Consider the following 23,490-nt stretch of genomic DNA (forward strand, 5'->3'; position numbering starts at 1 on the left):
TTGGGATAACACGGAGTCGGACGACGACCATGACTGATTTGCCCGTAGCGAAAACCCGACCGGCTTCGAACTGGTCTGCCATTTGGGTACTGCCCCTGATCGCGCTGATCATCGGCGGCTGGCTTGGCTGGCGTGCCTACTCCGAGACTGGTATCGAAATCCAGATCCGCTTCGAGAGTGGCGAAGGCATTCAGGCCAACAAGACCGAGGTCATGTACAAAGGCATGTCGGTCGGCAAGGTCAAGGCGCTTAAACTCGACGATGAGGGCAACTCCAAAGGGGTGATTGCCACCGTCGAGATGAATAAAGACGTCGAGCAATACCTCAAGACCAGCACGCGCTTCTGGCTGGTCAAACCGAGTGTGACCCTGGCCGGTATTACCGGTCTGGAAACCCTGGTCTCCGGTAACTACGTGGCCATCAGCCCTGGCGAAGGCGAACCGGTGCGCAAGTTCAAAGCGCTGGCCGAGGAGCCGCCGCTGTCGGATGCCAAACCTGGTCTGCACCTGACCATCAAGGCTGATCGTCTCGGTTCTTTGGATCGCGGCAGCCCGGTGTTCTACAAGCAAATCAAGGTTGGCCAGATCAAAAGCTACGTGCTCTCGGAAGACCAAAGTACCGTTGAGCTGAAAGTCTTCATCGAGCCGACCTACGCCAAACTGGTGCGCAAACACACGCGTTTCTGGAATGCCAGCGGCATCAGCATCGACGCCAACCTGTCCGGGGTGAAAGTGCGCAGCGAATCGCTGGCCAGCATCGTCGCCGGCGGCATCGCCTTCGCTACGCCGGAGAACCGCAAGGACAGTCCGCCGACCGATCCAAGCCTGCCATTCCGACTCTACGAGGATTTCGACGCTGCTGCTGCCGGGATCCGTGTGAAGGTCAAACTCAGCGACTTCGAAGGCCTGCAGGCCGGCCGTACGCCGGTAATGTACAAAGGCATTCAGGTCGGCAATCTGAAAGCGCTGAAGGTCGATCCGGATCTGAACAGCGCTACAGCCGAGCTGACCCTTGATCCACTGGCTGAAGACTATCTGGTTGACGGCACGCAGTTCTGGGTGGTCAAACCATCGATTTCTCTGGCCGGTATCACCGGTCTGGAAGCCTTGGTGAAAGGTAACTACATCGCTGTGCGTCCAGGGGATAAAGGCGCTGCACCGAAACGTGAATTCGAGGCCCGGCCGAAAGCGCCGCCGCTGGATCTGCGTTCGCCGGGTCTGCACCTGGTGTTGTTCACCGATACCCTTGGCTCGATCGATGTCGGCAGTCCGATTCTGTACAAACAGGTCAAGGTCGGTTCGGTGCAGAGCTATCAGTTCTCCAAGACCAAGAAGCAATTGGTCATTGGCGTGCACATCGATAAGGAATACGAAAACCTGGTCAACGCCTCGACGCGCTTTTGGAATGTCAGTGGCATCACGTTGACCGGCGGACTGACCGGTGGCATTCAGGTCAAGAGTGAGTCGCTGCAGACCCTGATGGCCGGTGGTATCGCCTTCGAGACACCGCAAGCCAAGGCGCCGTTGCAGAAACGCATTCCGCGTTTCCGTCTGTTCGCCAATCACGATGACGCTAACCAGAAGGGCGCCGTAGTGACGATCAAGGTCGATCGCGCTGATGGTTTGCGCAGCGGCACGCCGGTTCGCTTCAAGGGCCTGGATGTCGGCAAGATCGAAAGTGTTGATCTGACTGATGATCTGCAATCGGTAATCCTCACGGCGCGCATCACTGAAGTGCCGGAGAAGATCGCCCGGGTCGGCAGTCAGTTCTGGGTGGTCAAACCGGAGCTGGGCCTGATCAAGACAGAGAATCTGGAAACCTTGGTGACCGGGAAGTACATCGAAGTGCAACCAGCGGCGAAGAACCTCGGCCCGCAGAAAAACTTCGTTGCCCTGGCCAGTGCGCCGGAAGTGACCAAGCAAGAGGCGGGTCTGAGTCTGGTACTGAGCGCTGCCCGTCGTGGTTCGCTGAAACCGGGTGTGCCAGTCACCTACCGCGAAATTACTGTGGGTAAGGTCACCGGTTATGAACTGGGCCAGACCGCTGATCGCGTGTTGGTGCACATTTTGATCGAGCCGAAATACGCACCACTGGTGCGCAGTGGCAGTCGTTTCTGGAACACCAGCGGTGTCGGTTTTGATATCGGTTTGTTCAACGGACTGACAGTGCGCACCGAGTCGCTGGAGACGGCGATTCAGGGCGGGATTGCTTTTGCTACGCCGGACGGCGAGCGCATGGGCAACCCGGCGCGGGCTGAGCAGACGTTTCCGTTGTTCGACAAGTTTGAGGATGAGTGGCTGACGTGGGCGCCGAAGATTTCGCTCGGTAAATAACCTGAAGTTGATGTGGCGTCTACAAAGACGCCTTCGCGAGCAAGTCGAAGAGGCCTCAAAGCCCAGCACAAATCCCCAGCCATAAAAAAGGGCCGCGATCCAAACAGATCGCGGCCCTTTTTATTGCCTTCAGTTAACGCCGATCAAACCGCATCAAGTTCCGGTTCATCCGCCTCGACATTCAGCGTTGCCTTCACCACATCATGGCGACGGATGTACTTCCAGTCCGCCTCATCAATGTAGATGCCTGCCGGGCCGCTGCCGCCTTCCAGGTCGATCGCGACACTGGCGCAGACCTGCGGCTTCACACTCGCCAGAATCGGCACGAAGCCCAGTTGCAGACTGGTTTCCAGCAGCGCGGCCTGGTTCTTCTCGTCGATGTCCGCCGCCTCATCGAGGTAGTAAGGCAGACGCACGCGACCGGCCTGGTCGCGATCCATCAAGTGCAGCAACAAGTACATGTTGGTCAGCGCCTTGATGGTCATGGTCGTGCCGTTGGACGCCGCGCCATCGATGTCTGTGTGGATCACCGGCTGGCCGTTGACCTTGGTGATCTCGAAGGCCAGTTCGAACAAGTCCTTGAGACCGAGTTGGTTGTGGTTTGCCGCCACCAGCCGCGCCAGGTATTCCTTGGCCTCTTCGTTCTTGTTGTCCTGCTCGGCACTTTGGCTGAGGTCGAACACCGACAGGGTTTCGCCTTCTTCGTACTGACCGGCGCTGTGGATGATCTGGTCGATGTGCTTGAGGGCTTCCTTGTTCGGCGCGAGGACGATGCGGAAGCTCTGCAGGTTGGAGACCTGACGCTTGTTGATCTCGCGGTTGAACAGCGCCAGTTGATGCTCGAGGCTGTCGTAGTCGCTGCGAATGTTGCGCAGGGTCCGGGCGATGTCGGTGACTGCCGCACGACGGGCCTTGCCCAGCGTCAGCGCTTCATCGGTGCGGTGCGCGTAAGCGTTGATCAGCAACGACAGGCGGCGCTCCATGTCGTCTTCGCTGTCGAACTTGGCCACGCCTTTGAGGCGCACTTGCGCGTACAGCGCTTCGATCTGACCGTCGGCGCGCAGCAGGCCTTGCCAGCTGTCCTGATAGTCGTTGAGCAGCGGTAGCAGGTTGTCCATCGAATCGTCGACCGGATCCATGAACGGCGTACCGAACGGCAGATCCGCCGGCAGCAACTGACGACGACGCAGCGCATCGTCGAGGGTGCGTTGCTTGGCTTCCATATCCGCGATCTGGCGACCGACCAGTTGCAGCTTGGCCGACAGTTGCTGGACGCGCTCGGTGAACGCGTCACTGGAACGCTTGAGTTCGTCCTGCGCGCCTTCCATCTGCGCCAGTTGCTCGAGCTTGTCGCTTTCTTCGGCGCTCAAAGTCTGCGTGCGGCGGAAGTCTTCCAGGGCTTTCTGCGCATCCAGAACCTGCTGGTACAGCGCTTCGGTCTGGGTCTTGCTCGCGGCGCGGTCGGCGGCCACGGCCTGCTGGGTTTTCAGTTGCTTGAGTTCTTTTTCCAGACGCTCTTTCTGATCACGCAACGCGGCGCGGTCAGCCAAGGCCTGCAGCGCCGGCGGCTCGATGTGCGAGATGTCGATCGACAGGCCCGGCACTTCGAAGCGCTCGCCTTTGAAACCATCAAGAATCAGCTCGACCGATTTGACCCACTCGCCATCGTCGTCGAGGGTGATGCCGTGTTCGCCCAGCGGCAGGCTGAACAGGGCACTGTTGAACAGCCGCATCAGACGCTCGACGTCCTGTTGCGAGAACTCCTCGCGCAGGCGGGCGTAGCTGTTGTTGTCGGCGTGATCAAGTTGTTGCTTCACCGACTTCAGGCGTTTTTCCAGATCGCGTACGCGCTCTTCCAGATCTTCCGCACTGAACTGGCGGGATTGCGCCAGGGCGCCGGCCAGTTCGTCGTGAGCGTCCTTGGCCGCGAGCAATTGTTGCTCCAGCACTTTGACGTCATCGACCAGCGCGAAGCGGTTCTTCAATACCGACAATTCACCGAGCCAACGCTGGATGCCGGAGATTTCCCGCTCCAGACGCATCAGTTCCTGGGTGCCGCCGCGTTGATCGTTTTGCAGGCTGTCCTGCTCGCCACGGTAGTGATCGGCCTGAATCGTCAGCTCTTCCTTGCGCGCACTGGCGTAGTCCGACCAGGTGCCAAGCAACGAGTCGAGCAGTGGCGACAGACGATGCAGTTTGCCGCGCAGCACGTCGCGCTGTTTCACGCCGTTGGCCAAGGCTTCAACCAGCGGGCCGGCAGCGACCAGCGAGTTGTAGTCCTGTTCCATGCGGCGCACGTCGCGGAAGGCTTCTTCACACGCGGCGATGTAATCGACACTGCCGGAACGCAGGCTGTGTTCGAAGGCATCGAGGAACAACTGCTTGAGCTTGGCCGCGGTGATTTCACGCATGTGCAGCAGGTTGATAAACAACGCGCGGAAAGTCTTCAGGCTCTGTTCGCTGGTGGAGCGCAGCGGAATCAAAGTCAGGTCGAGCGGGATCGACGTGTGACCGCCAACCAGCAAACGGCGCAGTTCATCGGGCTTGAGTTCGTAGGCTTTCAGGCCTTCTTTCTCAAGGTTGCTGAACAGTTCTTTCTGACGCAGGCAGGTGTCGTTTTTCTGGTAATGCGCCAGATCGAGCTTGCCGGCGTAGGCGAAGAACTGGTGACCGAAACCACCGCCCGGGCCGCGCCCGACCACGCCGATCACGTGCGGGCCGTGGGGCAGGTTCACTTCGACGAGGATGTAGCTGGTGTCGGACGCGAAGTAGAAACGCCGCGATTGTTCCAGGCTGTATTTGCCGAAACTCATGTCCGACATGCGCGCCAGAATCGGGAACTGCAAGGCGTTGATCGACGCCGATTTCCCGAGGTTGTTTGCGCCGTAAACCGACAACGGTTCTTCCAGCGGGAACAGGCCGAGGCTGTAACCTGCGGTGTTCAAAAGGGCAAAGCGGCGGATGCCGTAGCGTTCCTGGCTCATGCGTCGGACTCCTGTTCTTCGGCAATGGCGCGGGCCAGTGCGTCTTCTTCGCTTTCTTCTTCAAATTCCGAAAGATCGAGCGGGTCGTCGGTTTCGAGGAATTTGGCTTCGGCGGCTTCGTCGATCAGCACCGGCGCCGGCAGCGGCAATACGCTGTGCACGCTGGCCGCCAGATCGCGATCCTGCTGCACCGACAGGCACACGTCGAGGAAACGGTGCATCGGCGGCAGGAAGCGGTACACGCCGTTTTCTTCGCTGGCGAAACCGAGTTGAGTCATGCGGCGCATGATCTTTTCTTCGAGTTCTTCGACGGTCTGCACTTCGGCCTGAATGAACAGATCGCGGTATTTCTCCAGTAGCGACGGCAATTCTTCGCGGCCGAGGCTGCCGCCATCGAGCACGGCAATCGGGTCACGGCCCTGATCGGCCAGATGCTCTACGAGGATGAAGGTGAACAGCGCCAGACGTTGGGCAGTCTTGTTCACCGCCGCAGCGGCCATGTCCGGCACGAAGTAGTAAAAACCACGGGTGTCGCAGACCATTTCAAAACCCAGCGCCTTGAACAGCGTGCGGTACTGATCCTGGAAGTTCGACAGTTGCGCGTACAACTCCGGGTCGCGGCGGCTGACGTGGTAACCCTTGAACAGCTCGCGGAAGATCGGCGCGAGTTGCGACAGTTCGGAAAGATCAAGATGCATTGGGGATGCTCGCAGAATTCTCGGCGGCGCTGTCGCTGGCCGAGAGCAGGGCGAAGGAGCGCAGGCTGACCTGGTGCTCGTGAGTGTGGTATTCGCGGCGTTCCAGACGCTCGCGCTTGAAGCGTTTTTCCCGCGACAGGCGCGAGAACCAGTAGAGCAATTCGTCGGTGGCGCCGTCTGGTTCCTGCTCAAGCAGCCAGGTCATCAGGTCCGGCATCGGCAGGGCTTCTTCGCAGCGGTCGACCATCTCGCGCACGGTGCGTGGCGCGCGTGGCGCTTCGCCTTTCTGAATCTTGTGCGCCTTGGGGAAACGCGCCGGTTTCGGCTCGAAACGCGCCAAGGCATACACGTAGGCTTCAACCTGACTGGCGCTGCCGAGGAAGGTGCTCTGCGGGCGGGTGAACAGCGGCATCGCCGCTTGCGGTACGGCATCAATGCCTTTGCGGCGAATCGCTGCCAACGCCAACGCGGCGCCACGGGTAACGGCGTTGTGCCGGCGCGCTTCTTCACGCAACGGCAGCAGCAGTTCACGGGCATGACGCAGGGTCAATTGCGCGCTGGTCTGCATTTCGAGGATGCGCGCGTGAGTTCGCAGGAGCATGTCGTCATCGACCAGATGGCCGAGGCGCTGCTGTTCGCTGAGCATTTTCAGCAGCACGGTTTCGACCTTGCGCACGCCTTGTTCGAAGGCGCCGTCGGCGTTGACCAGATCGATCATCGGCTCGACGTATTCGTCCCACGTCGCCAGCACTTCGGCGTAACGCTGACGCAGCGGGATCTGCCGGTCGCTGGTCTTCGCCCGTTCGGCGACGGCGACCAGCGCCTGTTCGTCGTTGTCGAGTTTCTTCAGCACGTCGCGTACACGCATGTCGAGCAGGCGCAATTGGCGGGCGAGGTCGTGGCCATCGCGGACTTCGAACGCGTCCTGGATGTAACCGGCCAGACGTTCGAGGTGACGCAGATAGGCTTCGATTTCCAGGCACAGGCCCAGTCGGTGTTCACGACGCAGGTAAGCGAGGAAGTCATGAATCTGTGCGTTCAGCTCGAAACGGTTCGGGCTTTTCGCCACCGGAATCAGAATATCGAGGCGAATCCACACGTCGAGCAGGCTGGTGATGTCCTGCGGCGTGCTGTCCAGTTGTTGGGCGGCCAGTTGCGAGCGCAGTTCGTTGAGGCTCAAAGTGCCTTGGTCGAAGTGCTCACACAGTGGCTCAAGCAGTGCCCAGTGTTCAGCGAGGGCGCGCAAGACGCGCTTGGGTTCGATCATCGGAATGCCCGGCTGGTTGGCAATGAAAAGCGGCGATTGTACTGCATCACGAAGGATGCGATTCACTCTCGGGACGGGCTGTCGCATTCTTTGTATAAAGAGCGTGGTTAAAGCGCCTCGTGAAAGAGTATCGATCTACAACGGGCGATCTTGAACGAAGGGCGGTAGAATCAGCGCACTTCAGTTATCCACAAGTGGCCGACCCTTGCTAATCGAGTCCCGCCGCCGCGCCTATTTGAACGCCATGCAGGTGGTCAACTGGCTGCCGCGCACCGAATTGCCTTTTGCCGCGCCTTCACGGCCCGAGCTGCTGGACATGCCCGAGCCCGAGGTAGAGGCGCCGGTCGTGCTTGCACCGCAGGCCGAAGCCCCGGTGCAAGCGGCTGCCGCTCGTCCGGTCGAACGGCCGAAGATCGAAGTACCGCGTCCGTCGTTGGCCAGCACCCGGACCAACGCCAAACCGGTGGAAGAGGCCGACGACACGCCAGTCATCGCCAAACCGGCACCGGTGCCGCCACCGCGTTTCGCCCTGCAATTGCTGCGCGCCGGACGTTGCCTGCTGCTGGTTGAGTTACCCACAGGCGAACCGTTCCAGAGCCGCGATCCGGCTTATCTGTTGCTCAAAGACATGTTGCGCGCCGCCGGTCTGCCGGATGCGCCGCAAATCGTCGGCGAGCCGGTGCGCTGGCCGTGGCTCAATCGCGGCACCATGGATCAGGGCCCGGAAGCGGCGCGTGACTTTGTGCAGGGGTTCCTTTCCGTGCAAATGGAAGCCGCTCCGTGCGCCTGCCTGTGGCTGATCGGCCTGCCGGCAGTACGTTTTGCCGGTGAAGCGGATGCCGAAGCGTTCAATCGTGAATTGCAGATCGAAGGTCTGGGCTCGGCCTGGGCCATTCCCGGTCTGGAATTGTTAATGGAAGAGCCACAGCGCAAAGCCGCTGTGTGGCAAGCCATGCGTCGGCTGATGGCGCGCTGGAAAGAATCGAATGAGTGACGCTGTATCGTTCCGCCCGATGACCGAGGCGGATCTGGAAACCGTGCTGAAAATCGAGTACGCCGCCTACAGCCATCCGTGGACCCGGGGGATTTTTCTCGACGGGCTGGGCAAGTACCAGATCTGGCTGATGTTTGAAGGTGAGCAGCAGGTTGGTCATGGGGTGGTGCAGATCATTCTGGATGAGGCGCATCTGCTCAATATCACCGTCAAACCGGAGAATCAGGGGCGCGGGCTGGGGCTGACGTTGCTCGAGCACTTGATGTCGCGGGCGTACGCGGCTTCGGCGCGGGAATGTTTTCTGGAAGTGCGTGACAGCAATACGGGCGCATTCAAGTTGTACGAGCGGTATGGCTTCAACGAGATTGGCCGGCGTCGGGATTATTATCCGGCGGTGGGCGGGCGTGAGGATGCCGTCGTCATGGCCTGTACCCTGGTTGACTGATGACCTGTAGGAGCTGCCGAAGGCTGCGATCTTTTGATTTTGCTTTTGATCTTACGAAACAAGATCAAAAGATCGCAGCCTTCGGCAGCTCCTACAGGGACCGAGTTTCAGCTCAAGTGATCAGCGGTTACCATCCAGCGGATCGCGCCGCGCCAGTTCCGCCTCATCCAGTCCATTACCTCCGCCAATGTCATCCTCATCGACAATGCTCAGATCCCAATCGGCCTGATTGCCTTCCCCGGCCTCTTCGGCATCCCGCGCGCCATCTTCATGAATCAGTGTTTCCGGGCTCAGATCATCGTCGGTGGGTTCATGGTCCGCGGTCGATGCGCCGGTCAATCCGGCCTCACGCACCCGCTCACGCGGCATCAACTGCTCGCGTTCACGTTCGGGAATCTCATCACCAATCTTCGCGCTTGGCTCGTCTTCATCGAAATCCAGCTCATGCACCGAACCCATGCGGTCTTCGTTATCATCGATGGGCTCCGGTTGCACCGCATCGTAAGGGCGTCGTGAATCAGTCATGGCAATTCCTCATACTGTGGGCCTTACTTAGGTGGACTCACCGGGCACACGAGAATTCCAATGAAATCACTTGCGCTGACGGCGTGACCCCGACGGGCGGTCGTCTGTCATACCAGCGCATCTTTCTTGAGGCCTTACAGCATGCACGACTTACAAGACCTGATTGATAACAACGAGCGTTGGGCTGACGCGATCACCAAGGAAGACCCGGATTTCTTCGCCAAACTGGCGCGCCAGCAAACGCCGGAATATCTGTGGATCGGCTGTTCCGACGCACGCGTGCCGGCCAACGAGATCGTCGGCATGCTGCCGGGCGATCTGTTCGTGCACCGCAACGTCGCCAACGTGGTGCTGCACACCGACCTCAACTGCCTGTCGGTGATCCAGTACGCAGTCGACGTGCTCAAGGTCAAACACATCCTCGTCACTGGCCACTACGGCTGTGGTGGTGTGCGCGCGTCGATGCAGGATCGTCAGTTCGGCCTGATCGACGGCTGGCTGCGATCGATCCGTGATCTGTACTACGAAAAACGCGAAGAGCTGGCCAAGCTGCCGACCGAAGAAGAGCAGGTTGATCGGATGTGCGAACTCAACGTGATCCAGCAAGTAGCCAACGTCGCCCACACCAGCATCATCCAGAACGCCTGGCATCGCGGGCAGAGCCTGTCGATCCACGGGTGCATCTATGGCATCAAGGACGGCCGCTGGAAAAGTCTGAACACCACCATCAGTGGTTTCGAGCAATTGCCGCCGCAGTATCGTTTGCGTCCGGTTGGCGCGGTATAACTCAGCTTTCAGCGCGACCCTGAATGCCGCCAGCGCTTTAGAAAGTGCTGACCTTCGAGGGTGGGTGGTTCGTCGTAACCGGTGATCCACCCACGGCAGCGTGGCGAACCGCAACCGCAGGCAAACTGGTGCAGCAGTTTGTCTTCAGTGGCGGTGTAGTCCATGGTCAGCCGTTCGCCGCTGTGGATATCTTTCAACGCCCACAACCATAACTCGCTCATATCAAGAAACACGTTGGGGTCACACGCGTGTTCGATCAATCCGCAAAAGCGCGGATCGTAGATGTGGATGCCCGTCAGCAATTGTCGGGTCTGGCGGCAGCGATACGGCAGTAATTGCCCGGACACCCGGCACATCCGGTGGGTGTGCAGGAACTCGCGCCGCGCGGCGACCGCCGTAGGGGCGCCGTATCCATCTTGAAGGATTTCGAAATCGGCGCTGGCCGGAAACCCCAGACGCACGGGCAGGCCGGCGAAGGGATAGATGCCTTCAGTATCGCGTGGCGGCGAATGCGCCATAGCGTGGATATTCATATCAGTCCTTGTCGCAAGGTTTGGCGACTTCCTTGGGTTGACGTCCTGTCAGCGCTGCAATACTGCTGGTTGGATCCAATCGTGTCTTATTAGGTATAGCCGGTCTACTGGCAGATCTGACAGGCGATTTAGACGCTTTCCCGCGTCAGCCTTGGCTGACACGGGAATGCCTCAAGCGATTACAGGTGCGGGGCGGGAACGGCGGTGGCCGGCAGCGGTGCCTGCAATTGCTTCAGTTGAGTCTTGATCGGGGTGGTCGCGCACTTGGCCGTGGCCTGTTCCGGGGTCAGATTGCGGATCGAGGTGTAGAACAGCTCGCAGGTTTTGACTTTCTGCGTGAACTGCCACGTCTGCGTGCAACTGTTGAGCGTCGTTTGCGCATCGCTGCCCGGTTTGCTGCCCATGCCGGCCTGCCAGCAGGCGGCGCTCAAATCCTGACCCATGACTTTCAGGCCCGCAGCATCGGCCTTGGCTTGCGCATCGTCGCCGGTGTAGCTCTTCGGGTCGGCGGCGTACCAGATATAACTCGGGTGGTTGGAGCCCAGCACCGGCACTTTCACGCCTTCGCTCGGGCTGATGGTCGCCAGTCCCAATACATTCACGGTTGGCCCGTATTGCTGCTTGATCCAGTTACGCACCGGTGCGCCGAACGCGACCATCGGCAATGTCGTGCCGCTGGCGGTCTGGCTGAACTGTTTGACCAGCGTGGTCTGGTAGTCCTTGAAATAGTCATACACGCCTTCCAGGTCGCTGCCGGCATTGGACGGCGCAGCAATCGGGGCAATGTCGATGATGGTTTGATAAGCCGGCGTCTGCTCGGCAGGAATGCCGTTGTCCGTCAGCAGCGTGGCCCAGCGATCGGTGGTGTTCGAACGCAGATAATCCTGCGCCTGGGTCAGCGAGTAATCCGGCGGGAAGTGCAGCAACTCGACGCTTTTGCGGTTTTCCAACGCCATACCCAACGGCAAGAACAGATACCAGCTGTAGGCCCATTTGCCGTCGGCGTTGAGTTTGCTGGCGCCGGTGTAGGCCAGATCCCCCGCATCCAGCAGCGCCGACAGCGGTTTGTCGTAATCCTTCGGCACGCCGGTGATTTCGGCGTAGAGCTGGCCGTTGTCGGTTTTTACCAACACCTTGGCATCGGCATACCCATCGCGTTGCACACTCTGGCTGAGGTAATGGGCGACGGTCTGTTCCAGCGTCCAGTTGCGGAAACAGATCACGCTGCAGTTGTTGGGATAAGCAAAGAGGCGGGTAACGCGTTCGGTGCTACCCAGTTTCAGATCGACGTCGGCGTGGGCGGCCGCGCTCAGTGTGAGTGCGGCGAGTGAGAGTCCTGCGAGTTTGAACATGCTCAGATCCTTTTCAGCGTGGGTTCCCCGCGTATCGGGGGCGGCTCATAGTGGATCAGTCGCGTTTTCCAGAGAAGCCGTCATGGGCGGTTTTTTGTGCAAACTCGCAAGGCTGGTTTTCAGGCCTTAAAATGCAGGGCGTTGGTCAGATCGCCCATGGGTTTCTGGCCCCGGGCAATCATCGCCTCGTCCCTTTGTTTGAGGCCGTCGAGGGTCTCCAACTGGAAGACACGGGTGATCAGCCGCAGGATCGACGCTGTGTCGTAGATCGTGTGATCCACCGTGCCTTTGCGCGCAAACGGCGACACCACCAACGCTGGCACGCGTGACCCCGGGCCCCAGCGGTCACCCTTGGGCGGTGCGACGTGATCCCACCAGCCGCCGTTCTCGTCGACCGTGACGATCACCACCATGTTTTGCCATTGCGGACTTTCACGCAGCACTTTCAACGCGCGCACGATGTGCCGATCCCCGGAAGCCACGTCGGCATAACCGGCGTGCATGTTCAGGTTGCCTTGGGGTTTGTAGAAACTCACTGGCGGTAACTTGCCCGCTTCGGCATCGGCGAAGAATTTGTTGCTGCTCGACTCATCGCCCAGACCGGCATCGCGCAGGCGTTTGTTGCGCTCGTCGGGGTTTTCCGGCCCTTGCTGCTTGAAGTAGTTGAACGGCTGGTGGTGATACTGAAAATTCGGAATCTTCGGAATGCCGCCGGAATCCTTGTACTGATCCAGCGTCGCCTGCCATGCGCCGGCGTACCAGGCCCAATCGATGTTCTTTTTCGACAGCTTGTCGCCGATGTGTTCGTGGGTCTGCGGCACCATGACGTTCGGCAGATCCGCTTTGGAGTACGCCGGACGCTCAGGGTCGCGAATCCATGTTGGCCAGTAGGGCGGGGCGAGGGTGTTGACGCCATAGCCATCCGGGGTCAGCGCACTCGGGCCGAACTGCGGCGGGCCGGTCATGGCGCTGGCCGGCGATGCGGCCAGCGGCTGGAGACGCGGATCGGCCGGATCATCGCTTTGCAGCGCGGCGATCTGTGATTTGGCGACGGAGTTGGCCGCGTCCGGATAGAACGGCGCGGTGGCGCTGATCAGGTACTGATGGTTGAGGAATGAGCCACCGAAGGCGCCCTGAAAGAAGTTGTCACACAGCACGAACTCCTGAGCGACGTCCCACAGGCGCAGGGAATAACGGCTCTGCGCGTAGTGGCCCATGGTCAAACCGCCGGAGTCGGCCCAGGCGACGAAGCCGTCATTCTTGCCGCCGTTGATCTGCATCTGGTTCTGATAGAACACGTGCCACAAGTCGCGGGTCACCAGACCGAACGGTAAATCTTCAGCGTTCGGGCCTTTGAGAGCGAAGGGCGCGTTGGGCAGGTTTTCCTGAAACTGCATGGCGTTGGGGTAAGTCACGCCATCGAGGGTTTGCGGGCCGATTTGCAGCACGCCGCCCCAGACGGGCGGCAAGGTTTGCAACAGCGAGCCGTCGCGGTCACGTTGTTGATAGTCGGCGGGCTTGAGCGCTGACAGCGGTTTTTCAACACCGGGGAAATCACCGAACAGGTTGTTGAAGCTGCGGTTCTCGGCATAGATCACCACCACGGTTTTCACTTGGTCGCGCAGAGCCTTGTCCAGCTCGGCGGGCGTCAGCGGGTGCTCGGCCGATTTGCCCGGTTGATCGCTGGCGCTGCCACACCCGGCCAGTGTTGCACCGACACCCAGCACCGCGACGCCGCCTAGGAAGCGGCGGCGACTGGTGTCGGTGGGGTGATTGGATTCAGGTGCGTCAGTGCCGTCTGTGTCGTCTTTCATCGTTCAGCCCGTTTTTGCTTAATTGTTTCAGTATGTTTCGGGCGGACGCTAGCAAGTGAATGTGACGGATGGATGACAAGCAGCAATGGCGCTGCTTGCCTAGCCGGGCATGAGTTGGCTGAGCGAAAAACCGAGTCTGCTGGCCGCCGTGATCGCCGTCATGACGACCAGAAAGAGCAATTGCAGAGGGCTGAAGTGCGCCCAATGCAGCGCTGTCAGCCAGGGGCGACGGCTGCTCAGCTCCGGATCGAGCGATCCGATTCGGCGTTTATGCACAAGCCCGATCAGGAGCGTGCCGACATAAGTGAGCGCCCCTAGCGGCCCAAGCATCAGCGAAAACAGCAAAACCATGACCACCTGCGGAACCCCGTGGCGTATCACCAGCCAGCGCGTGTCAGGGTTCCATTTGCGCGGAATCAGCCATTCGGTGAGCCACAGGTCCGGCACGATGACATAGGACGTGAGCACCACCCACCAACTCAGGGCGAAGCGGAAAAACCAGACCGGTACGCAGGCAAAGATCATCGGAATGAAGATCAGATTGGCGCTATCTCTTTTCTCAAGGCCCAGATAGAAAAGGCACAGAGCCAAGGCAATGGCCGCCCACACGCGTACCCAGGTTTCGGCGGCGATCGGTCGTGGAAAGAACCGCCGCCAGTAAAAAACATCTGCGTAAGGCAAACGTGCGAGCAGTTCGGGGAAACGCCACGTGAGTTTTTCCGACAAGTCATGGCAGGCCTGCCATTCATTCTGGCCAAAGCCGTCGATGATCTTCTTCTGCTGCAGGGGCTTGAGCGGATTGATCAACAGATGCGCCGCCTGAACATCGGCCGCCCATGTCCGGTCGCTTTCAGCCTTGGCGCGCAGATTGTCATAAAAGCTTTCCTGATCGCAGCGTTCGATCAAGGCGTCCCAGAGCCAGTCCGGCTGCGGGTGCAGGCCTTTGTTGTGATCCCAGCCGAACAGTTGGCCGATGCGATCAAACAGCGGCACGCTCCACTCAGTGTCATTGAGCAAGTGCAGCAGGGTTTGCTGCCATTGTTCGCGGCGATCGAAAACCTGCAGCCACGGTTGAGCGCTGTAGCGTTTGAGCACGTTGAGAAATTCGCGTTCGCTCTGGCTTTCGAGCAGCGTCTGCAAGGCGTTTCGGTAATCGGCCATCAGGCTTTCGGCGAGTCGGTCGCGCTGATGATCATTCATCAGGACTTCTTGCCACGGTCCCAACCATCCGAGTTGCTCGACGGCCCAATTCAGCTCCGGGCCGCGCAGGTGGGGATGTTCAAAGCACAGCTGCAGCAACAACCTTTCGAAGGCCTTGGCGCAGCTTTGCTGTTGCGCCTGATCCCAGCGCTCGTCGAGGTTGTCGGGCGTTAGATCTTCGAGCAGCGGCAGGGCGGCCTGCGTTTCAATGGCTTGGGCGTCCACAAAAGTGTCCGCCGCCATTGGCTCGACACGTCGAATATCGTCCTTCTCGGGCGGTGTAAACGCTTGCGGGGCGGCCGGACTGAGTGGCGGGAACTCAAACGTTGCAACATCCCGCGACGGGTTTTTTGCCAGTGCGGCATCCAATGCCAGTGCGGCAAAGGCGCTGGAAGCAGTGGCCACGGCGACGTCTTCTTCGTCCGCAGGCTCAGCGTTTTCAAGGCGCCACCGGGCAATCGCCAGCGCCTGTTCATAGGCTTCGCGCAAGCGCTGGAAACCTTCGGCATCCTCATCGGGGCGGAAGGTTTTCAGCAGGCGCGCATAGGCGCGTTTGATGTCGCGGGCTTCAGCGTCATCGTGCAGGTGCAGCACCGACCAGCAATCCATGGCCAGGCTCCTTATTGCCACGGGGTGCGATCAAGTTCGCTCAGGCGCCGGCTCAAGTCGGTGCGCACTTCACGGATCTGCCGCTCATCCTGAGAGTCGAGCGCGATCTGGAATTGCTTGGCCCAATCGCCCATCAGATCACGCAGATCGCCCAGGCTTTCCTGATAGAGGCGCTCCAGACGCGCACTCAACAGCGTGTTGACCTGTTGCTCGCGCGGGTGAATCTTCAGTTGCGCGAGGTTCGCCAGGCGTTGCTGGATCTCCTCGGGTGAGAGCACGCCCGGGTTGTTCTCGATGACCAGCGAATGCTGCTGCCCGGTCAGGGGGATTTTCACCTGGGCTTCCAGCAGGCCGTTGTTGTCGTAGGTGAACCGCACGTCGAGGGCAACTTCGCCGGCCTTGCGTTTCGGCACCTTGATGTCCAGTTCGCCGAGGGCGACGTTGTCTTTGACCAGGCGGCTTTCGCCCTGAAAGATCCGCACGACCACCTGTTCCTGATTGTCGTGCAGGGTGTACACGGTTTTCACCCGACTGACCGGGACGATGCTGTTGCGCTCGATGATCGGCAGGTAATGGCCGCTCTCATAGTTGCGGCCGACCTGAGTGGAGGTCTCGATGCCCAGGGTGTAGGAGCAGACATCGGTCAGCACCACTTCTTCCAGCGCTGCGGCGCGGGCTTTGAGTGCCGCTTGAATGGCTGCGCCTTGTGCCACGACCTGATCCGGGTCGAGGGTGATCGACGGGAAGCGGCCGAACAGCCCGGCGGCGAGTTTGCGTACCAGCGGCATGCGCGTGGTGCCGCCGACCAACAGAATCTCGTCGAGGTCGCTGACACGGATGCGCGCATCGCGCAGCGCCCGCTCAATCGGCGCGCGCAGGCGCTCGAGCAGCGGCATGTACAGCGTTGCCAACTGTTGTTGGGTGATGATTTGCGTCCACTGGCGCTCACCGAGCTGCAAGCGGAATTCGGCGCTGTCGTCCTGGCCCAGCGCCTTGCGCACACGCTCGGCCTCGCGACGCAGGGGCTGGATGACGCTGCTGCGCTCAGGGAAGTCTGCGGCCGAGCGGTGCTGGCTGATGAAGTGCTCAAGCAGTACGGTGTCGAAGTCTTCACCGCCGAGGAAGTTGTCACCGGCGCTGGCGCGCACCTCCATGACCCCCTCGAACAGCTCCAGAATCGACACGTCGAACGTGCCGCCACCGAGGTCGAAAACCAGGAACGAAGTTTCCTTGTCCCGTTGGTGCAGTCCATAGGCGAGGGCGGCAGCGGTCGGTTCGTTGATCAGCTTCTCGACCTTCAGCCCGGCCAGTTCGCCGGCGATCCGCGTGGCCTTGCGCTGGGCATCACTGAAGTAGGCCGGGACGCTGATCACGGCTTCGGTGACGGTTTCGCCAAAAGCACGCTCGACGTCTTCTTTCAGGCTCTTGAGCACCAAGGCGGAGAGTTCTTCCGGGCGAAACGCTTTGTCGGCCAGATAAACTTCCGTGGCGCTGCCCATGTGGCGCTTGAACAGCGATGCGGTCAGACGCGGATGTGTGTGCAGACGCTCGCGCGCCGCCTGACCGACCAGAATCCGGCCTTGATCATCCAGCCCGACAACGCTCGGTGTCAGGAACTGACCCAGGGCATTGGGCACCAACTCGGTGGCATCACCACGCCAGACGGCGACCAGGCTGTTGGTGGTTCCCAGGTCAATCCCTACGATCATTGCAACGAACTCCCTTTGCGCTTGGTAAAAAATGAAACATTTATGGGCGCGCAGAATATTACTGAGGGTACGATGCGGTAAAGCAGGATGATGGCTCTGAGCCATTATTTGCGACAGAAAGCCCGTTATAGGGCTGTTTCAGGAGAAGGTGCGAGGCGCGGCCAGCATGACTGCGCCCCGCTTGGGATTACGGCATGACTGGCGGCGTATATGCCAAGGTCGTCCCCAGCGCCCATAGCAAGAGCAGCACCAATGGCGTGTGCACCAGCAACTGCACGAACGAGAAACCGATCAGATCCCGCGCTTTCAGTCCCAGTACGCCGAGCAGTGGCAGCATGTAGAACGGGTTGATCAGGTTCGGCAGCGCTTCTGCAGCGTTATAAATCTGCACCGCCCAGCCGAGGTGATACTGCAGATCATTGGCGACCTGCATCACGTACGGCGCTTCGATAATCCACTTGCCGCCGCCCGACGGAATGAAGAAACCCAGTATCGCCGAGTACACGCCCATCAGCAGCGCATAGGTGTCGTGGGAGGCGATGCTGACGAAGAAGGTCGAGATGTGATGCGCCAGGGTTTGCGCATCTACGCCTTTGACCGTGGTCATCAGTGCGGCAATCGAGCCGTACAGCGGGAACTGGATCAACACGCCGGTGGTGGTCGGCACCGCACGCGCGACGGCATCGAGGAAACTGCGCGGCCGCCAGTGCAGCAAGGCGCCGAGCATGATGAACAGGAAGTTATAGGTGTTCAGCCCGGAAATCGCGGTGATCGCCGGTTTGGTCGAAAACTCATGGAGCAGCCATCCCGCCGCCAGCAACACCAGCACGATGATCAGCAGCGGACTGTGTTCCAGCCATTCACCGGGCCGCGTACGCGGTTGCAGCGGTGGCAGGTTGAAGGCCGGGTCGATGCCGCAGGCCTCGGCGTCGCGCGCCGAGTTCGGCCCGGGTGCGGTGGCGTAGGCGATGATGATCGAGATCACGATCAGCGCCAGCAGCATCACCCCGGACTGCCAGAGGAAAATCGTTTCGGTGAACGGAATCACCCCGGTGATCGACAGGATCGACGGCGGCAGACTGGCCGGGTTGGCCTGCAACTGCGCCGCCGACGACGACAGACCCAGCGCCCACACCGCGCCAAGCCCCAGATACGCCGCGGCACCGGCGGCGCGGTAATCCATTTTCAGATCGGTGCGGCGGGCGAGGGCGCGCACCAGCAAACCGCCGAATACCAGCGACAGACCCCAGTTGAGCAACGAGGCGACCATCGAGATCAATGCCACCCAGGCCACGGCGGATCGGCCGTTTTTCGGGATGCGAGCCAGGCGATCAATCAGTTTCACGGCGGGCGGCGAGCTAGCGACCACGTAGCCGCCGATCACCACGAAGGCCATTTGCATGGTGAACGGGATCAGACTCCAGAATCCGTCACCGAACGCCATCGCCGCATCGGTGGGTTTGGCGCCCATGGCCAGTGTGGCCAGGGCGACGATGATCACGGCCAGTGCGGCGAATACCCAGGAATCGGGAAACCAGCGTTCGGCGAAACTTGAACAGCGCAGGGCAAAGCGTGCGGAGCGGCTATCTTCGATATCAACGGCCACAGGGAGTACCTCGGATTTTTATGGTTATTGTGGTCCGCGGGAGCAGGCGCCCATCTCGACAGCGCGGAGATCCCCTGTGGGAGCGAGCCTGCTCGCGAAGAGGTCGGCACATTCAACATTGAGGTCGCCTGAACTGACGCTTTCGCGAGCAGGCTCGCTCCCACATGAGGTTCACTGCGGTTGGCGGGGGTTGGCGTGGTCCCGCTGGACAGGCATTAACAGTAATTCAACTGCCGATGCTTTGTGAGCAGCTTTTGCAAAACCGGGACTATGGTCTAACGGGTTGTCCACCAGCCCATTTGCGTAGACCATGGGCGCCTTGGTTTTTTGCCTGATTCAGAGTTCTTTGCCATGACTGCCCAATCCCCGGCCAAACCCGCGCCGTTCAGCCGTTCCGACTACAAGACCCTCGGCCTTGCGGCCCTCGGCGGGGCGCTGGAAATCTACGATTTCATCATCTTCGTATTCTTCGCCCTGACCCTCAGCCAGTTGTTCTTCCCACCAGAAATGCCCGAGTGGCTGCGCTTGCTGCAAAGCTTCGGGATTTTTGTCACCGGTTATCTGGCGCGGCCCTTGGGCGGAATTCTGATGGCGCATTTCGCCGACAAACTCGGGCGCAAGAAAGTCTTCAGCCTGAGCATCCTGATGATGGCGCTGCCGTGCCTGCTGATCGGGATCATGCCGACCTATGCCCAGATCGGTTACTTCGCGCCGCTGCTGTTACTGGCGCTGCGCATCCTGCAAGGAGCAGCGGTGGGCGGTGAGGTGCCGAGCGCTTGGGTGTTCGTCGCCGAGCACGCACCGACCGGCCATCGCGGTTATGCCTTGGGTTTTTTGCAGGCCGGGCTGACCTTCGGTTACCTGATCGGCGCGTTGACCGCGACGTTTCTGGCGCAAGTTTTCACCCCGGCGGAAATCCTTGATTACGCCTGGCGTTACCCGTTCCTGCTTGGTGGCGTGTTCGGCGTGATTGGCGTGTACCTGCGCCGCTGGCTGAGCGAAACCCCGGTGTTCATGGCCATGGAAGCGCAGCGTGAAGCGCGGGTCGAACTGCCACTGCGCACGGTGCTGCGCGAACACCGCCTGGCGATGCTGCCAGCGATGCTGCTGACCTGCGTGCTGACCTCGGCGGTCGTGGTGTTCGTAGTGATCACCCCGACCATGATGCAGAAAACTTTCGGCATGAGCGCCAGCCACACCTTTGCCCTCAGTGCATTGGGCATTGTCTTCCTCAACATCGGCTGCGTGATCGCCGGGTTGCTGGTCGATCGCATTGGCGCGTGGCGCACGGTCATGCTCTACAGCTTGTTGCTGCCATTGGGCGTCGGCGTGCTTTACGGTTGTTTGATCAGCGATGGTGATTGGGTCGGCGTCGCCTACGCCTTGGCCGGTCTCGCGTGCGGTGTGGTCGGCGCAGTGCCGTCGGTGATGGTCGGGTTGTTTCCGGCGCGTATTCGCGTGTCAGGCATTTCCTTCACCTACAACATTGCCTACGCCGCATGGGCCAGTATCACACCGCTGCTGCTGATTGGTCTGATGCCATGGAGCCCATGGATCTGCGTGATGTTCTGCGCGGTGATGGGTGTGGTGGGCCTCCTGACAGCGGCGTATTTCGGCGCGCGGATGCCGCGCACTGGACCCTGCCAAGTGGCCGGAACTGCCTGACCCGGTAGCCTGGAACTATTTTTGACCGACGGGTCGCGAACGCTCTTCAGAAAAGATTTTCAAGGCCGATGGTTAGGCTGCATCCCGCTTTCCAACCTGCCCATCGGTACTCCCCATGTTCAACAAACGCTTGAAGCAAGAGCTGGCCGCTCTTCGTGAAGAACTCTCCAGCCTCGTGCAGGTGAAGGAAAGCCTGGAAAGCGAGATGCTGGTGCTGAACCTTGAGCCCGACGGGCGCATTCAGTCGGTCAATCAGAACTTCCTCACCGAGATGCTCTACAAGAGCCAGGACCTGATCGGTCGGGCGATTGAAGACATCGTCCCGGCGCATGTGAAGACTGATGAATTCCACCAGCGCTTCAAAAACGCCATGACCCGTGGCGAGCATTTCGCCGGTGCCGTGCGCCTGTTGCGTGGCAATGGTGAAGAGGCGTGGCTGCGTTCGATCGTGCAACCGGTGCGTTCTTCGGACGGGCGGATCAAGCATATTTCGCTGTTCGCCAGCGACCTGACCCGCACCATTGAAGCCTCCCGTGAACACGAAAACCTGATCGGTGCGCTGGTGCGTTCGACTGCGGTGATCGAGTTCGACCTCAACGGTAATGTGCTCAACGCCAACGATCGCTTCCTCAGCGGCATGGGTTACAGCCTGGCACAGATCAAGGGCAAACATCACCGCCTGTTCTGCACCCCGGAGGAATACAACAGCGCCGAGTACCAGAACTTCTGGCGCCGTTTGAACAACGGCGAATTCGTCGCTGATCGCTTCAAGCGTGTCGACAGCCATGGTCGTACGGTGTGGCTGGAGGCGTCCTACAACCCTGTGGTCGATGCCAACAACAAACTGTACAAAGTGGTGAAGTTCGCCACCGTGATCACCGATCAGGTCAACCGCGAGCAAGCCGTCGCCGACGCGGCGAGCATTGCCTACAGCACCTCGCAGCAAACCGACAGCACCGCCCAGCGCGGTACCACGGTAGTGACTGAAGCGGTCAACGTAATGCGTGATCTGTCGCGGCACATGCAGGCTGCCGGTGAGGGCATCGAGGCACTGAACGAGCAGTCGCAGGTGATCGGCACCATCGTCAAAACCATCAGCGGCATTGCCGAACAGACCAACCTGCTGGCGCTTAACGCTGCCATTGAGGCGGCGCGCGCCGGTGAGCAGGGCCGTGGTTTTGCGGTGGTGGCCGACGAGGTGCGACAACTGGCTTCGCGCACCAGTCAGGCGACCGAAGAGATCGTCACCGTGGTGCGACAGAACCAGGAAATGGCGCGCAACGCCGTGGCGCTGATGACCGATGGCAAGCTTCAGGCTGAACAAGGCCTGGCGCTGGCGGCCGAGGCGGGCACGGTGATTGTCGAGATTCAGGACGGTGCGCAGAAAGTCGTGAATGCGGTAGGCCAGTTCGCCAACCAACTCTCCCACTGACCTGCACACAACCCCTGTAGGAGCTGTCGAGTGAAACGAGGCTGCGATCTTTTGATCTTGATTCCGAGGATCAACATCAAGATCAAAAGATCGCAGCGTGCCGCAGCTCCTACAGAGTTTTCACCTGCCTGTATTTCGATGCTGGCGCTACAATCGGCTCCTTTTCCCCGGAGCAGATTCCCATGAGCGATTCCCACCGCCGCCCGGTGCCCCTGAACAAAGCCTACCGTTTGCTCAACCACGGGCCGACCGTACTGGTCAGCGCCGCCCACGATGGCCAGCGCAACATCATGGCCGCCGCCTGGGCGATGCCGCTGGATTTCGAGCCACCGAAAGTCGCCGTCGTCCTCGATAAATCCACCTGGACCCGCCAGTTGCTCGAAGCGTCCGGCACCTTCGTGCTCAACGTCCCGTGCGTCAATCAGGCCGACATCGTGCAAACCGTCGGCAATACGTCGGGCCTGGACATCAGCCAAACCCAAGGGCAAGACAAGTTTCAGGCGTACGGCCTGCAGACGTTTGCCGGCGAACAAGTCGAAGCGCCGCTGCTCGACGGCTGCGTCGCTTGGCTGGAATGCCGTTTGCTGCCAGAGCCGCGCAACCATGAACAATACGACCTGTTCCTAGCCGAAGTCATCGCTGCCCATGCCGATGAACGCGTGTTCAGCGACGGGCGCTGGCATTTCGAAGGGCATGACGGCTTGCGTACCTTGCACCACGTGGCGGGCGGGCATTTCCTGAAAATTGGCGATGCGGTGGATGGCAAGACGCTAGCGGTCTGAATAGCCGCTGATGGCAAAACATTGCGGGATGTTGCAAGGTAGAGGGCATCGTCGAACCCAATCAGGCGCATACCCCCATGGATTTTTCCCTTTCGAGTTATCTAGCGCCGTTGCTGTCGTTGGCCCTGTTGTGGACCGTGGCCGTGGTCACGCCCGGCCCGAACTTCTTCAACATCGCGCAACTCGCGGTCAGCCGTTCCCGCCGCCACGGCGTGGTCGCGGCGCTTGGCGTGGCCAGCGGGACCGTGTTGTGGGGGCTAGCGGGTGGCTTGGGCATTCAGTCGCTGTTCAGTGCCGCGCCGACGCTGTACCTGAGTTTCAAGATTGCCGGCGGCTGCTACCTGATCTATCTCGGGCTCAAGCAGTTCAAGCGCAAGGCGCCGATCGTCCCGAGCACGCTCGATACCTCGGAGCAGACATTGCTCGGCGCATACGGGCGGGGATTTCTGGGCAACATGACCAACCCCAAGTCGGCATTGTTTGTCGCGACCATCTTCGCCACCGCCATGCCGGCTCACATCCCGCCACTGTTACTGGCGCTAGCGGTGATGACCATGGCAACGCTGTCGTTCAGTTGGTATTGCTGCGTGGCGCTGTTCTTCGCCAGTCGGCGGATTGCCGGTGTGTATGAGCGTTCGCGGCAGTGGCTGGATCGGTTCGCGGGTGGATGCTATCTGCTGTTCGGTGCGCATCTGGTGGCTAATCGCTGATATCGGGTGATCTTCCGGGTTAAATCCGCTGCATGAAAAAAGGCCT

At 60.3% G+C, this 23,490-nt stretch carries 17 protein-coding genes and 2 pseudogenes; 9 read left to right on the forward strand and 10 right to left on the reverse strand.

Annotated elements, in window-relative coordinates:
- The first annotated feature begins 29 nt into the window (after window positions 1–29).
- Window positions 30–2,333: an intermembrane transport protein PqiB gene (locus tag F8N44_RS23585; protein WP_150651986.1), complete on the forward strand. Its 2,304-nt coding sequence runs from the start codon at window positions 30–32 to the stop codon at window positions 2,331–2,333.
- 143 nt (window positions 2,334–2,476) lie between these two features.
- Here the strand turns inward: F8N44_RS23585 and mksF are convergent, their stop codons facing one another.
- Genes mksF through mksB form a run of 3 tightly spaced genes read right to left on the reverse strand, consistent with a single transcriptional unit; the run spans window position 2,477 to window position 7,282 of the window.
- A complete protein-coding gene (gene mksF / locus F8N44_RS23590; protein ID WP_127929784.1) occupies window positions 2,477–5,317 on the reverse strand; it encodes an Mks condensin complex protein MksF in 2,841 nt (946 codons plus the stop codon).
- A complete protein-coding gene (gene mksE / locus F8N44_RS23595; RefSeq protein ID WP_150651987.1) occupies window positions 5,314–6,015 on the reverse strand; it encodes an Mks condensin complex protein MksE in 702 nt (233 codons plus the stop codon). The genes mksF and mksE overlap by 4 nt, the downstream gene beginning before the upstream one ends.
- The gene (gene mksB, locus F8N44_RS23600) at window positions 6,005–7,282 is read right to left on the reverse strand and encodes an Mks condensin complex protein MksB (protein ID WP_191630943.1); all 1,278 of its coding nucleotides are present in this window, start codon (window positions 7,280–7,282) and stop codon (window positions 6,005–6,007) included. Before mksB ends, mksE begins: the two co-directional genes overlap by 11 nt.
- 244 nt (window positions 7,283–7,526) lie before the next feature.
- On the opposite strand from mksB, the gene F8N44_RS23605 reads away from it, so the two are divergent.
- Entirely contained in the window at window positions 7,527–8,276 is a 750-nt protein-coding gene (locus tag F8N44_RS23605) for an energy transducer TonB (protein ID WP_150652063.1), read from the forward strand.
- Entirely contained in the window at window positions 8,269–8,721 is a 453-nt protein-coding gene (gene rimI, locus F8N44_RS23610) for a ribosomal protein S18-alanine N-acetyltransferase (protein ID WP_007912963.1), read from the forward strand. Before F8N44_RS23605 ends, rimI begins: the two co-directional genes overlap by 8 nt.
- A gap of 120 nt (window positions 8,722–8,841) precedes the next feature.
- Here rimI and F8N44_RS23615 read toward each other — a convergent pair whose 3' ends face one another.
- Complete coding sequence (locus tag F8N44_RS23615; protein ID WP_150651989.1) at window positions 8,842–9,246, reverse strand: serine kinase/phosphatase; 405 nt, start codon at window positions 9,244–9,246, stop codon at window positions 8,842–8,844.
- Window positions 9,247–9,387: 141 nt separating this feature from the next.
- On the opposite strand from F8N44_RS23615, the gene can reads away from it, so the two are divergent.
- The gene (gene can / locus F8N44_RS23620) at window positions 9,388–10,032 is read left to right on the forward strand and encodes a carbonate dehydratase (protein WP_064120416.1); all 645 of its coding nucleotides are present in this window, start codon (window positions 9,388–9,390) and stop codon (window positions 10,030–10,032) included.
- An 8-nt stretch (window positions 10,033–10,040) separates the two neighbouring features.
- Here the strand turns inward: can and F8N44_RS23625 are convergent, their stop codons facing one another.
- The 6 genes from F8N44_RS23625 to F8N44_RS23650 all read right to left on the reverse strand — a co-directional run bounded on the left by F8N44_RS23625 (window position 10,041) and on the right by F8N44_RS23650 (window position 18,855).
- Window positions 10,041–10,565, reverse strand: coding sequence for an SET domain-containing protein-lysine N-methyltransferase (locus tag F8N44_RS23625; RefSeq protein ID WP_150651990.1), 525 nt, complete (start codon window positions 10,563–10,565; stop codon window positions 10,041–10,043).
- 179 nt (window positions 10,566–10,744) lie between these two features.
- Entirely contained in the window at window positions 10,745–11,917 is a 1,173-nt protein-coding gene (locus F8N44_RS23630) for a hypothetical protein (protein ID WP_150651991.1), read from the reverse strand.
- Window positions 11,918–12,036: 119 nt separating this feature from the next.
- On the reverse strand, window positions 12,037–13,731 hold the full coding sequence (gene acpA / locus F8N44_RS23635) for an acid phosphatase (protein WP_150651992.1): 1,695 nt from the start codon (window positions 13,729–13,731) through the stop codon (window positions 12,037–12,039).
- A 99-nt stretch (window positions 13,732–13,830) separates the two neighbouring features.
- Complete coding sequence (locus F8N44_RS23640) at window positions 13,831–15,540, reverse strand: J domain-containing protein (RefSeq protein WP_150651993.1); 1,710 nt, start codon at window positions 15,538–15,540, stop codon at window positions 13,831–13,833.
- A gap of 11 nt (window positions 15,541–15,551) precedes the next feature.
- The gene (locus tag F8N44_RS23645; RefSeq protein WP_150651994.1) at window positions 15,552–17,249 is read right to left on the reverse strand and encodes a molecular chaperone HscC; all 1,698 of its coding nucleotides are present in this window, start codon (window positions 17,247–17,249) and stop codon (window positions 15,552–15,554) included.
- Between the two features lie 187 nt (window positions 17,250–17,436).
- The gene (locus tag F8N44_RS23650; protein WP_150651995.1) at window positions 17,437–18,855 is read right to left on the reverse strand and encodes a short-chain fatty acid transporter; all 1,419 of its coding nucleotides are present in this window, start codon (window positions 18,853–18,855) and stop codon (window positions 17,437–17,439) included.
- A gap of 351 nt (window positions 18,856–19,206) precedes the next feature.
- On the opposite strand from F8N44_RS23650, the gene F8N44_RS23660 reads away from it, so the two are divergent.
- The 5 genes and pseudogenes from F8N44_RS23660 to F8N44_RS23675 all read left to right on the forward strand — a co-directional run bounded on the left by F8N44_RS23660 (window position 19,207) and on the right by F8N44_RS23675 (window position 23,444).
- Window positions 19,207–20,520: an MFS transporter gene (locus tag F8N44_RS23660; RefSeq protein WP_150651997.1), complete on the forward strand. Its 1,314-nt coding sequence runs from the start codon at window positions 19,207–19,209 to the stop codon at window positions 20,518–20,520.
- 205 nt (window positions 20,521–20,725) lie between these two features.
- A pseudogene (locus F8N44_RS32280) lies at window positions 20,726–21,364 on the forward strand (PAS domain-containing protein); the annotation flags it as partial.
- 150 nt (window positions 21,365–21,514) lie between these two features.
- Window positions 21,515–21,952, forward strand: a pseudogene (locus F8N44_RS32285) (methyl-accepting chemotaxis protein); the annotation flags it as partial.
- A gap of 182 nt (window positions 21,953–22,134) precedes the next feature.
- A complete protein-coding gene (locus F8N44_RS23670; protein ID WP_150651999.1) occupies window positions 22,135–22,734 on the forward strand; it encodes a flavin reductase family protein in 600 nt (199 codons plus the stop codon).
- Window positions 22,735–22,811: 77 nt separating this feature from the next.
- Complete coding sequence (locus F8N44_RS23675; RefSeq protein WP_150652000.1) at window positions 22,812–23,444, forward strand: LysE family translocator; 633 nt, start codon at window positions 22,812–22,814, stop codon at window positions 23,442–23,444.
- Window positions 23,445–23,490: the final 46 nt, after the last annotated feature.

Source organism: Pseudomonas fluorescens, from assembly GCF_902497745.1.
GTDB lineage: Bacteria > Pseudomonadota > Gammaproteobacteria > Pseudomonadales > Pseudomonadaceae > Aquipseudomonas > Aquipseudomonas fluorescens_BM.

Bases quoted from the DNA above. Each gene is read 5' to 3' on its own strand.
- can (WP_064120416.1), top strand. From the start codon at position 9,388: ATGCACGACTTACAAGACCTGATTGATAACAACGAGCGTTGGGCTGAC.
- acpA (WP_150651992.1), bottom strand. From the start codon at position 13,731: ATGAAAGACGACACAGACGGCACTGACGCACCTGAATCCAATCACCCC.
- mksB (WP_191630943.1), bottom strand. From the start codon at position 7,282: ATGATCGAACCCAAGCGCGTCTTGCGCGCCCTCGCTGAACACTGGGCA.
- F8N44_RS23585 (WP_150651986.1), top strand. From the start codon at position 30: ATGACTGATTTGCCCGTAGCGAAAACCCGACCGGCTTCGAACTGGTCT.
- F8N44_RS23630 (WP_150651991.1), bottom strand. From the start codon at position 11,917: ATGTTCAAACTCGCAGGACTCTCACTCGCCGCACTCACACTGAGCGCG.
- F8N44_RS23670 (WP_150651999.1), top strand. From the start codon at position 22,135: ATGAGCGATTCCCACCGCCGCCCGGTGCCCCTGAACAAAGCCTACCGT.
- rimI (WP_007912963.1), top strand. From the start codon at position 8,269: ATGAGTGACGCTGTATCGTTCCGCCCGATGACCGAGGCGGATCTGGAA.
- F8N44_RS23625 (WP_150651990.1), bottom strand. From the start codon at position 10,565: ATGAATATCCACGCTATGGCGCATTCGCCGCCACGCGATACTGAAGGC.
- F8N44_RS23645 (WP_150651994.1), bottom strand. From the start codon at position 17,249: ATGATCGTAGGGATTGACCTGGGAACCACCAACAGCCTGGTCGCCGTC.
- F8N44_RS23640 (WP_150651993.1), bottom strand. From the start codon at position 15,540: ATGGATTGCTGGTCGGTGCTGCACCTGCACGATGACGCTGAAGCCCGC.
- mksE (WP_150651987.1), bottom strand. From the start codon at position 6,015: ATGCATCTTGATCTTTCCGAACTGTCGCAACTCGCGCCGATCTTCCGC.
- F8N44_RS23675 (WP_150652000.1), top strand. From the start codon at position 22,812: ATGGATTTTTCCCTTTCGAGTTATCTAGCGCCGTTGCTGTCGTTGGCC.
- mksF (WP_127929784.1), bottom strand. From the start codon at position 5,317: ATGAGCCAGGAACGCTACGGCATCCGCCGCTTTGCCCTTTTGAACACC.
- F8N44_RS23605 (WP_150652063.1), top strand. From the start codon at position 7,527: ATGCAGGTGGTCAACTGGCTGCCGCGCACCGAATTGCCTTTTGCCGCG.
- F8N44_RS23660 (WP_150651997.1), top strand. From the start codon at position 19,207: ATGACTGCCCAATCCCCGGCCAAACCCGCGCCGTTCAGCCGTTCCGAC.
- F8N44_RS23615 (WP_150651989.1), bottom strand. From the start codon at position 9,246: ATGACTGATTCACGACGCCCTTACGATGCGGTGCAACCGGAGCCCATC.